The sequence below is a fragment of the Sphingobium sp. HDIP04 genome, from assembly GCF_000445085.1.
Taxonomy (GTDB): Bacteria; Pseudomonadota; Alphaproteobacteria; order Sphingomonadales; family Sphingomonadaceae; genus Sphingobium; species Sphingobium indicum.
On record NZ_ATDO01000019.1, the window covers coordinates 1 to 10,009 of the forward strand.

Sequence of the window (10,009 nt, forward strand, 5' to 3'; positions counted from 1 at the left end):
GTGCCTTGGCCCCTTGCCGTTGCTGCGGGCGCGCACGGCGACCTCCTCCACGGCCAAGCCGGCGCGGGACAGGCGGCGGGCGAAGCTCGCGTCGGGCGCGGCGGACCAGATCGCCAATATGCCGCCGGGCCTGAGCGCGGCGATGGCCGCCGCGATCCCCTGCGCCGAATAGAGGCGGTCGTTCGCCTGGCGCACCAGCCCGTCCGGCCCGTTGTCGACGTCCAGCAATATGGCGTCGTACAGCCCCCGCGCCGCGCCGATCACATCGGCCACGTCCGCCTGGACCAGGCGCACGCGCGGATCGTCCAGGCACCCCGCGGCCAGTTCCGCCATCGGTCCCCGCGCCCATTGGATGATCTCCGGCACCAGTTCCGCCACGGTGACGGTTGCCGTGCCGTCGAGCGCGGCCAGCGCCGCCCGCAGCGTGAAACCCATGCCGTAACCGCCGATCAGCAGATGCGGGCGCGCCCGGCCGCGCAGCCTTTCGCAACTGAGATTGGCGAGCGCCTCCTCCGATCCGCTCATCCGGCTGCTCATCAACTCGTTGCGGTCGAGCACGATCATGAAATCCCCGCCCCGCCGATAGAGGGTCAGTTCCTCTCCGCCGGGAACCTGCGCCGATCCGATGAATTCGCGTGCCTGCATGCCACTTTCTCCCGGCGGGGTCCGCCGCCGGGGGCTTTACGGCAATGCGGCGCGGCGTCAAAGGAGCGAGATGCGATATTTCCTCGATACAGAATTCAACGGCTTCGGCGGCGATCTCATCAGCCTGGCGCTCGTCCCCGAAATCGGAGACCAGGATTTCTACGTCTCCCTCCCCCTGCCGGCCGAAATCCACCCCTGGGTGGAAAAGAATGTGATCCCCTATCTGCGCTTCGTGCCGCCGGGCGTCGACCATCAGTTGAACCGGGTGGAGGCCGCCCAGCATCTGGAGGCCTATCTGGCGCATGACCGCGATCCGCTGATCATCGCCGACTGGCCCGACGACCTGGCCCATTTCTGCGCCCTGCTCGTGACCGGTCCGGCCGAGATGATCAGGCTGGACGGGCTGCGCCTGGAACTCATCAACGGCGCGGGGTTCAGCGCCGCGTCCAACAGCCGGATGCCGCACAACGCCCTGCATGACGCCCATGCGCTCAAGGACTTCTATCTCAACTGGGCCGTCTGACCGGGCGGGCCCAAGGGTTCGACCGATCTTTTGACAGCGGGCGCGGGACGGCGCATGGGCGGGGCATGCACCTCGCCCGTTTCGACATCGACCTGTTCCTGCGCGACCATTGGCAGAAGCGCCCGCTGCTGATCCGCAACCCGTGGAGCGCATGGCGCAATCCGCTGGTGCCCGACGATCTGGCCGGCCTCGCCTGCGAGGAGGGCGTCGAATCGCGCCTCATCACCCGGCAGGCGGATCGGCTCGCCATGGAAAGCGGCCCGCTGCCGGAGGATCGCTTCACCGAACTTCGCGACGCCTGGACGCTGCTGGTGCAGGCGGTCGACCATCATGCGCCCGATGTCGCGGCGCTGATCCAACCCTTCCGCTTCATACCCGACTGGCGCATCGACGACGTGATGGTCAGCTATGCGACCGACGGGGGCGGCGTCGGGCCGCATTTCGACCAATATGACGTGTTCCTGGTGCAGGGCCTGGGCAGAAGGCGCTGGCGCGTCGGCCCGCGATGCGATTCCGCGACGCCGCTGCTGCCGCATGACGACCTGCGCCTGATCCCGGATTTCGAGGCGACGGAGGATCATATCCTCGAACCCGGCGACATTCTCTATGTCCCGCCCTGCTTCGCCCATGACGGCGTGGCGGTGGGCGGCGACTGCATGACCTATTCCATCGGCTTCCGCGCGCCGTCCCGCGCCGAACTGGTCGAAAACTGGTGCCGCCATCAGGCCGACGCCATGGCGGACGAGGATCGCTATGCCGATCCCGACCTCATCCGCCAGTCCAATGCCGGCGAGATCGCGGCGTCGGCCATCGACCGGATGCATGCCATGGCGATGGAGGCCCTGTCCGACCGCAACGCCTTCGCCCGCTGGTTCGGCCTGCACAACAGCCTGCCCAAATATGCGGACATGGACTGGCGGCCGGATGAACCGGCGGACCAGCGGACGGTGCGCGCCATGCTGGCCCAGGGCGTTCCGCTCGGCCGCAATCCGGCCAGCCGCTTTGCCTTCATCCGGCCGGGCGAACCGGAACTGCTGCTGTTCGTGGACGGCCATGGCTTCGATTGCGACGGCGCCGCCGCCCTGCTGGCCGAAGCGCTCTGCCGGGAACCGATGACGGTCGTGGACGCGAAACTCGCCGCTTTTCCCGCCGTGGTCGCGCTGGTGGCCGCGTTGATCGACCAGGGCAGCCTGGCGTTCGACGCGGACTGATCCGTCATGGCGCTCATCCTGTTCAACAAGCCTTATGGCGTGCTCTGCCAGTTCAGCGATGAACGGACGGGGCCGCCCCGCCCGACCCTGGCCGCCTATATCGACCGTCCCGGCTTCTATCCGGCGGGCCGGCTCGACCTCGACAGCGAGGGATTGCTGCTGCTGACCGACGATGGCCGCCTGCAGGCGCGGATAGCCGACCCCCGCTTCAAGATGCCCAAGACCTATCTTGTCCAGGTGGAGGGCGATCCGGACGAGGCCGCGCTGGCGGCGCTGCGGCAAGGCGTGCGGCTGAAGGACGGTCCGACCCTGCCCGCGCAGGTCGAACGCATCGAGGCGCCCGCGCTCTGGCCCCGCGACCCGCCGGTCCGGTTCCGCAAGAGCGTGCCGGACCGCTGGCTGCGGCTGACGATCCGCGAAGGACGCAACCGGCAGGTCAGGCGCATGACGGCCGCCATCGGCCATCCGACCCTGCGGCTGGTGCGCTGGCGGATCGGCGACTGGACGCTGGACGGCATCCCCCAGGGGCAATGGCGCGACGCATGAAGATATGGCGCGCAGGACTGGCCGGGGCGCGCCTTGATCTGGGTGATTCCTTTTGCGGTTGCCCGGAACGGGCGCGGTCCGCATAGCGATGGCATGGACGCGAACACGACGACTCTGATCATGGCCATTCTCAGCCGGGCGCCGCAATGGATCAGGCACGACCTGCTGTCGAAGGATGCGGGCGTCAAGCAACGGGCGGAGGAAACGCTGGCCGCCATGATCGCCAATGCCCTCGCCACGGGAACCGACGAGTCCACGGCGAGTTAGGGACCGAGTTCCTTCAGGCAAGGCTCCAGCAATGACATGCCGCTCCTTTTTCGGCGCCCTCATGCCGGCGGCGGCCCTATGGGCGGCCGCCGCGACCCCGGCGCCAGCCGGCGCGCAGGGACCGGCCACCGACATGGAGGTGCGGTGCGCCGCCGGACGGCGCTTTTTTCTCCGCGCCGATGCAGACCGCGCCACGATCGTCTGGAAGGACGGACAACTCACGCTGGAACGCGGGGCATTGCCATTGGGCCTATATTATCGCAGCCCCAGGGCGGCGCTCATCATCGATGGCGATTATGTTTCTTTCGTGCCCAGGGGCGACCGGAACTGGCGCGACTGCCGCCTCCTGCCCCGGACCGATGCCGTGGAGCGCAACTGATCATCCCGGCGGGGCAATCCGCCGTTTACAATCCGCATTCCTTTGCGCAAATAGCGCTAACATCCTCCTGAAACGGGTTCGCTGACATGGCCGACGAAGACAAGAACGACATCACCGCCCTCACCGTCCAGTTGCTCAGCGCCTATGTTTCCAGGAACAGCGTGCCGAGCGACAGCCTGGCCGACCTGATCAGGACGACCCGCGCGGCGCTGACGGAAAATGCCGCCGCGGCTGTTGCGGAACCCGCCGCCGAAACCTTCACGCCGGCGGTTTCGGTGCGCAGGAGCCTCGCCTCGCCCGATCGCATCCTCAGCCTGATCGACGGCAGGCCCTACAAGACCCTGAAGCGCCATCTGGCCGCTCACGGCCTGACGCCGGAACAATATCGGGAACGCTACAAGCTGCCCAGCAGCTATCCGCTGGTGGCGCAAAGCTATTCGGAGGCGCGCCGCGCCGTGGCGGAAAAGGCGGGACTGGGCAAGAAGCCGGTCGCCGCCGCAAGCCCGACCGCCGCGCCGCCGGCCAAGGCGGCGGCGCCCAAGGCACCCGCAAAGGCCGCTCCCGCCTCCCGTTCCGATGCCCCGGCAAAGGCCGACGCGCCGGCAAAGGCCGCGGCTCCTAAGAAGGACAAGGCAAAGGACGCGCCCGCCCCCATCATATCGAACCGCGGCAATCGCGCCGCGACGTCGGCCTCCGTCAAAAAGGCGCCCGCGCAGGAAAAGGCCCCGGTGAAGAAGGCCGCGCCCAAGGCCAATGGAACCGCCAGGCCCAAATCGCCCAAGGCGGCATTGCAGGCGGCCGGTTCGCATCTGGGCGGCGGGGAAAAGGCCCCCGAAGCCGCGACCGCCAAATCCTGATCATGGGCGGGAAGCGAGCGACCGCGGCCCCGCTTCCCATCCCGGCGGTCCCGGCGCCGGATTCGATCAGGCGCGAGTGAAGCGCCAGCGGTCCGGCTCGCTCTCCCCGGCGTCGAAGCGATAACCGTCGCTGTCGAAACCGCGCATCGCCTCGACATCGGTTATGTGATGTTCGCACATCCATCGGGCCATCATGCCGCGCGCCCGCTTGGCGTTGAAGCTGACGAAACGCGGTCCGTCGGGGCCGGGTTCGCGAAAATCGACGTCGATGACGCGGATGCCCGCCAGCTTGCCTTCCACCGCCGCGAAATATTCCTGGCTGGCAAGGTTGAGGATCACGCCCGACCCTTCCTGCGCGACCTGCCCGCGCAACAGGGCGGCGATGCGATCGCCCCACCAGTCGGTCAGCTTGCTGTGGCGCGGCGCCCAGCGCGTTCCCATCTCCAGCCGATAGGGCCGGATCGCATCCAGCGGCCGCAACAGGCCATAAAGGCCCGACAGCATCCGGACATGGTCCTGGGCGAAGGCGACGCCCGCTTCGTCCAGCGTCTGCGCTTCGAAACCGGCATAGACGTCGCCGGCGAAGGCGAACAGGGCCTGCCGATCCGGCAGGTGGGGAAAATCGCGAAAGCGGTCCGCATTGAGCTTCGCCAGGCGCGGCGAGATATGCATCAGCTCCGACAGCCGCTTCTGCGACAGGTTCGCCGCCGATCTCGCCAGGCTATGCGCCTCTTCGAGGAAATGCGGCTCCGTGACCGGAAGGGGCGGCGGCGCGCTTTCGAAATCAAGCGTCTTGGCGGGGGATAGCAGCACGATCATCGCAGCCTCCGTAGCGGCCGCCCGCCCCTGCGTCAAAAGCCTGCGCCATCATGTCCCGTGCGCCGCCGCAGCCGGGAAGTGGCCTAGGCTCTGTCTGCATTCATGGGATTCCCATTTTATGAGAGTTCTGATTCAAGGTCGTTGAAGGAGACGATCTTTGAGCAGACGGGTGCTGACGGATGAGCAATGGAACCGGATCGAGGGGTATCTTCCGGGTCGTGCCGGGACGCCTGGACGGAGCGGCGTTGATAATCGACTGTTTGTCGATGCGATCCTGTGGATGGCGGGGAACGCGGCGCATTGGCGCGATCTACCGGATATATTCGGCAAATGGACGGCGGTTCATGCGCGCTTCCGCCGGTGGTCACGCAACGGGGTATGGGAGGGGCTTTTCCATGCCATGGCCGACACGCCGGACTTCGAATATGTGATGATCGACAGCACGATCTCGAAGGTCCACGCCGATGCAAGCGGCGCAAAAGGGGGGCTGAAAGTGCCGCCATCGGTCGTTCGCGCGGCGGCCTGACGACCAAGTTGCACGCCGCCGTCGATGCGATCGGTCTGCCGCTTCGGATATGTCCGACACCAGGGCAATATGGCGATTGCCCGCAGGCCCAGACGCTTCTGTCCGGGCTGGAAGGCGTCGGCCACGTCATCGCCGATGCTGCCTACGATGCCGATCCGCTACGCGCCTTCATTGCCGATGACCTTGGCGCAATCGCGCAGATCAAGGCCAATCCCAGCCGCGCTATCGCCCCTGCCATCGACTGGAGGCTCTACAAGGAGCGCCATCAGGTCGAATGCTTCTTCAACAAACTCAAGCGCTTCCGAAGGATCGCCCTGCGCTGCGAGAAAACCCTCTCTGCCTTCATGGGCTTCGTCCATCTCGCATGCGCCATGATATGGATACGGTGAATGCAGACAGAGCCTAGGGTGTGTGGGGATTCAGCCCATGGCGGGCTGCAAATAGCGGCTTTCTCCGCTTCCGGTGCTCACGTACTGAAGTACGCTGCGCGCCAGTTCTCGAAATCCACTATTTTCGCCTCGCCCTGAACTGAATCCCCACACACCCTAGACAGCCTCGTCAGGGCTGAAGTCGATACCGCCCAATAAAATCCATCTTCTTCTGCGGAACCGAAACGACTTCGCTACACGATTCCGGCGGGGCGCGCCGCCCAGGCGACGATTCTCGCCGGATCGGATCTAATAGCTGGCCGCTATTATCCATTCATTATTCGCCAATGCATTGAAATCCTTGCCTGGAATTCACCTGGATCAAGATTTCGAAGGCTTTTCCACCGCTTTCCATCCGCATCCCTGCATCGACCGACCTATCCTCTGGTCGCCCGCATATTGTTCCGTATTGGGAATGACGAAAAGGGTTCGCATGCACATATCACAGGACACAATCTTTTCGAATCAATCGCCTAGCGAAACAAATTCCATCTTATCCTGATCTACATCAACATTCAGATTTTTGTCGCATTGACCTGTCTTTCTATTAAGAAAGATATAGTAAATTAGCTGTAATCAACAATATACCATTCGTTCACGCATATGGGGGGCCAATGCGCCGCGACGCTCGCAAATTGCTGGAGAAGCTGAACCGCAGGGATTTCGCCTATCGCGAATTCGAGGACAGGTTTTCGGAAACGGAATTATGGCCCATTTTCGCGGCTGTTCTGGGCGACCAGAAAGTGGTGGGCGACGACGCGGCGCGGCTTCCCGTCCCGCAGGTGCGGCAGCAGGACGAACGGCCCGCCCCCAGGGCGCCGCAACCCCCGGCCGCGCCCGGCCAGATCTTCGCCCGATATGACGCGCAACCGCGCCGGGCCGCGCCGAAGGCCAATGTCGACCTCAAGGAATTCTTCAACCGCTTCTCGGAGCTGGATTGATGGCGGTCGTCCTGGTTCAATCGCCCAAGGGGGGCACCGGCGCGACGTTTCTGGCGGCCCAGCTTGCCCTGCACCTGGCGGGCAAGGGCTATGAGGTCAACGCGCTCGACTGCACCTTCCAGGATTCGCTGAAGATGCATTTCGGCTTCATGCCGGCGCAGGCCGTGCCGGAATGGGGCGCGGCCGGCGGGGAGCCGCTGGTGGCCTTCGGCGTCAGCGTCATGCAGGGCCATGGCCAGAGCCGCTCCGCCGCCTTCGCGGCGCGGGCCGACCGGGAATATGAGCGGATGTTCGACCCCGGCCATATCTGGGTCGTCGACGTCGCGTCGGAGGACCGGCGGCTGCTGGAGCTGCTGATGCCGCGCTGCGCGCTGCACATCTGCCCGCTGCTGCCCACCGCCGCCTCGCTCGCCACGCTCAACCGCCTCAGCGAGACAGCCCCGGCGATGAAGCTCGACCGCACCGTCTTCGTCCTCAACCAGCTCGACGACCGGCAGAAGCTGTCCCGCCACAGCCACAGCTTCGTCCGCGACCTGTTCGGGGACCAGTTGCTGGCCACCATCCGCCGCGACGAGGCGGTCAACGAAGCGCTCGCCCGGTTCGAACTCATCGGCAAATATGCGCCGACCAGCGCCGCGTTGCAGGATCTGCGCCTGTTCGCCGACGCCGTGGAGGAGCGCATCGGGCTGCGACCCGCCCCGGAAGACGCGAGCATACAGGTCACGGGGGACGCCTGATGTCCCTTCCTTCCCGTTTCGCGCCGCAGGCCCTGCTCAGGCTTGCGGCAGGGCTCCTGGTGGCGGCCGTCGTCATCGTCGTCGTCACGGTGCCGCTCGACCTGGAATCGCAATGGATCTTCGCGCTGACCACCATGGCGGGCGTGATCCTGTTCAACCGTTCGCCCGGCAAGCGGTCGACCATCGCCATCGGCCTGCTGTCGCTGCTGGTGTCCACGCGCTACCTGTTCTGGCGCACGACCCACACGCTGGACTTCGACAGCCTGCCCGCGGCGCTGCTGGGCACGGGCCTCTATCTGGCGGAACTCTACGCCTGGGTCATCCTGGTCCTGGGCCTGTTGCAGACCAGCTGGCCGCTGGACCGCCCGGTGGTGGAGATCGAGGGCGAACCGGACCAGTGGCCGGTCATCGACGTCTATATCCCGACCTATAATGAAAGCCTGGCGATCGTCCAGAACACGGTCTTCGCGGCGATGGACATGGATTATCCGCGCGACCGCTTCCACGTCTATATCCTGGACGACGGCCGCCGCCCCGAATTCCGGGCCTTTGCGCGGCAGGCCGGCTGCGGCTACCTGACGCGGGCCGACAATCTGCACGCCAAGGCGGGCAATCTGAACGCCGCGATGAAGAAGACCGACGGGGAACTGATCGCGATCTTCGACTGCGACCACGTTCCCACCCGCGCCTTCCTGCAGATGACGGTCGGCTGGTTCCAGAAGGACGCGCGGCTGGCGCTGATGCAGACGCCGCACCATTTCTATTCGCCCGACCCGGTGCAGCGCAACCTGGGCAATGTGAAGGAACTGCCGGGCGAAGGCGACCTGTTCTACGGCGCGGTGCAAAAGGGCAACGACCTATGGAACGCGACCTTCTTCTGCGGGTCGTGCGCGGTCATCCGCCGATCCGCGCTGGAGCAAACCAACGGCTTTGCCGGCGAGACGGTGACGGAGGACGCGCATACCGCGCTGAAACTGCAGCGCATGGGCTGGAACACCGCCTATATCGGCATCCGCCTGTCGGCGGGCCTCGCAACCGAGCGGCTGGTGCTGCATGTCGGCCAGCGCATCCGCTGGGCGCGCGGCATGACGCAGATCATGCGGATCGACAATCCGCTGTTCGGGCCGGGCCTGAACTGGCACCAGCGGCTTTGCTACCTGAACGCGATGCTGCATTTCCAGTTTCCGCTGCCGCGCATCGTGTTCCTGACGTCGCCGCTCGCCTATCTGATCGGCGGACAGAACATCATCCATGCGTCGGCCGCGCTGATCTTCGCCTATGCGCTGCCGCACCTGTTCATCTCCACCATGTCGAGCGAGCGCATCCAGGGCGGCGACCGGCGGCCCTTCTGGGGCGAGATCTACGAAACGCTGCTCGCCTTCCATCTGGTGAAGCCGACGCTGTTCACGCTGCTGAACCCGCGCAAGGGCAAGTTCAACGTGACCGACAAGGGCGGCCTGCTGGACCAGACCTATTTCGACGGCACCACGGTGCGGCCGCATGTCATCACCGCGCTGCTGCTGGTGTTCGGCGTCGTCTTCGGCTTCATGAAGCTGAACTTCCCCCTGCTGTTCGACGCGCAGTGGGACACGGTGCTGCTGAACACCGCATGGGCCAGCTTCAGCCTGCTGATCCTGATCGCCGCGATTTCGGTCGCGCGGGAACAGCGGCAGGTGCGCGAGAATATCCGCATCACCGCGCAAATGCCGGTCACGCTCTATTTCGACGACGGCTATGTCGTCGACGGGACGACCGTGGACATTTCATTGGGCGGGCTGGCGGCGGAGCTGCCGGACGGTTTCGCGCTCCAGGGGCGCAAAGTCACGGACATCTCGCTGCCGATGGGCGACGAGACGCTGACCATTCCGGTCGACACGGTCCGGCTGGACAATGGCCGGGCGAAGCTGCGCTTCCAGCCGCTCGACATGGTGCGCGCCCGTCATCTGGTGCGCGCCGTTATGGGCCGCGCCGACGCGTGGCAATCGGACAAGCCGCTGGCGCCGGTCGCCGGCCTCAAATCCATCAGGGATATTTTCAGCGTGGGCATCGACACGATCATCGACATATGGCGCCTGCCGCGCCGCCGGAAGAAGGCGATGCGCGCCATGGCCGCCGCCGCGGCCGCCGGGG

The 10,009-nt window shown here is 65.7% G+C and carries 12 protein-coding genes; 10 read left to right on the forward strand and 2 right to left on the reverse strand.

What is annotated here, in order from left to right; translation table 11 throughout:
- The coding region (locus L286_RS25560) for a spermidine synthase (protein WP_021222918.1) at nucleotides 1–645 on the reverse strand (645 nt) is incomplete at its 3' end.
- 70 nt (nucleotides 646–715) lie between these two features.
- On the opposite strand from L286_RS25560, the gene L286_RS25565 reads away from it, so the two are divergent.
- From L286_RS25565 to L286_RS25590, 6 genes are all read left to right on the forward strand, one after another.
- The gene (locus L286_RS25565; RefSeq protein WP_007686433.1) at nucleotides 716–1,168 is read left to right on the forward strand and encodes a hypothetical protein; all 453 of its coding nucleotides are present in this window, start codon (nucleotides 716–718) and stop codon (nucleotides 1,166–1,168) included.
- A gap of 65 nt (nucleotides 1,169–1,233) precedes the next feature.
- Nucleotides 1,234–2,379: a cupin domain-containing protein gene (locus L286_RS25570; RefSeq protein ID WP_020819504.1), complete on the forward strand. Its 1,146-nt coding sequence runs from the start codon at nucleotides 1,234–1,236 to the stop codon at nucleotides 2,377–2,379.
- Between the two features lie 6 nt (nucleotides 2,380–2,385).
- Nucleotides 2,386–2,925, forward strand: coding sequence for a pseudouridine synthase (locus L286_RS25575; protein ID WP_020819503.1), 540 nt, complete (start codon nucleotides 2,386–2,388; stop codon nucleotides 2,923–2,925).
- 93 nt (nucleotides 2,926–3,018) lie between these two features.
- A complete protein-coding gene (locus tag L286_RS25580) occupies nucleotides 3,019–3,192 on the forward strand; it encodes a hypothetical protein (RefSeq protein WP_193746223.1) in 174 nt (57 codons plus the stop codon).
- Nucleotides 3,193–3,223: 31 nt separating this feature from the next.
- Nucleotides 3,224–3,571, forward strand: coding sequence for a hypothetical protein (locus L286_RS25585; RefSeq protein ID WP_020819501.1), 348 nt, complete (start codon nucleotides 3,224–3,226; stop codon nucleotides 3,569–3,571).
- Between the two features lie 86 nt (nucleotides 3,572–3,657).
- Nucleotides 3,658–4,428 (forward strand): MucR family transcriptional regulator, encoded by a 771-nt coding sequence (locus L286_RS25590; RefSeq protein ID WP_020819500.1) that lies wholly within the window; start codon nucleotides 3,658–3,660, stop codon nucleotides 4,426–4,428.
- Between the two features lie 66 nt (nucleotides 4,429–4,494).
- On the opposite strand, the gene yaaA is transcribed toward L286_RS25590, so the two are convergent.
- Nucleotides 4,495–5,247 carry a peroxide stress protein YaaA gene (gene yaaA / locus L286_RS25595; protein ID WP_021222919.1) on the reverse strand — a complete coding sequence of 251 codons (753 nt, stop codon included), beginning with the start codon at nucleotides 5,245–5,247 and terminating at the stop codon, nucleotides 4,495–4,497.
- Nucleotides 5,248–5,404: 157 nt separating this feature from the next.
- Here yaaA and L286_RS48230 point away from each other — a divergent pair.
- The 4 genes from L286_RS48230 to bcsA all read left to right on the forward strand — a co-directional run.
- Nucleotides 5,405–6,162, forward strand: a protein-coding gene (locus L286_RS48230) for an IS5 family transposase (RefSeq protein WP_152520581.1) whose coding sequence is annotated in 2 segments (ribosomal slippage) — nucleotides 5,405–5,723 and nucleotides 5,723–6,162 — 759 coding nt in all. Because the reading frame shifts where the segments join, the coding sequence is not laid out codon by codon here.
- Nucleotides 6,163–6,815: 653 nt separating this feature from the next.
- On the forward strand, nucleotides 6,816–7,142 hold the full coding sequence (locus L286_RS25605; protein ID WP_007686416.1) for a hypothetical protein: 327 nt from the start codon (nucleotides 6,816–6,818) through the stop codon (nucleotides 7,140–7,142).
- Complete coding sequence (locus L286_RS25610) at nucleotides 7,142–7,879, forward strand: cellulose synthase operon protein YhjQ/BcsQ (protein WP_007686414.1); 738 nt, start codon at nucleotides 7,142–7,144, stop codon at nucleotides 7,877–7,879. The genes L286_RS25605 and L286_RS25610 overlap by 1 nt, the downstream gene beginning before the upstream one ends.
- On the forward strand, nucleotides 7,879–10,009 hold a 2,131-nt coding region (gene bcsA / locus L286_RS25615), incomplete at its 3' end, for a UDP-forming cellulose synthase catalytic subunit (protein WP_021222921.1). The genes L286_RS25610 and bcsA, both read left to right, overlap by 1 nt.

What these genes read in the sequence shown, in the direction of transcription:
- L286_RS25590 (WP_020819500.1), top strand. Translation starts at nt 3,658, where the DNA reads ATGGCCGACGAAGACAAGAACGACATCACCGCCCTCACCGTCCAGTTG.
- yaaA (WP_021222919.1), bottom strand. Translation starts at nt 5,247, where the DNA reads ATGATCGTGCTGCTATCCCCCGCCAAGACGCTTGATTTCGAAAGCGCG.
- L286_RS25585 (WP_020819501.1), top strand. Translation starts at nt 3,224, where the DNA reads ATGACATGCCGCTCCTTTTTCGGCGCCCTCATGCCGGCGGCGGCCCTA.
- L286_RS25610 (WP_007686414.1), top strand. Translation starts at nt 7,142, where the DNA reads ATGGCGGTCGTCCTGGTTCAATCGCCCAAGGGGGGCACCGGCGCGACG.
- L286_RS25565 (WP_007686433.1), top strand. Translation starts at nt 716, where the DNA reads ATGCGATATTTCCTCGATACAGAATTCAACGGCTTCGGCGGCGATCTC.
- L286_RS25580 (WP_193746223.1), top strand. Translation starts at nt 3,019, where the DNA reads ATGGACGCGAACACGACGACTCTGATCATGGCCATTCTCAGCCGGGCG.
- L286_RS25605 (WP_007686416.1), top strand. Translation starts at nt 6,816, where the DNA reads ATGCGCCGCGACGCTCGCAAATTGCTGGAGAAGCTGAACCGCAGGGAT.
- L286_RS25570 (WP_020819504.1), top strand. Translation starts at nt 1,234, where the DNA reads ATGCACCTCGCCCGTTTCGACATCGACCTGTTCCTGCGCGACCATTGG.
- L286_RS25575 (WP_020819503.1), top strand. Translation starts at nt 2,386, where the DNA reads ATGGCGCTCATCCTGTTCAACAAGCCTTATGGCGTGCTCTGCCAGTTC.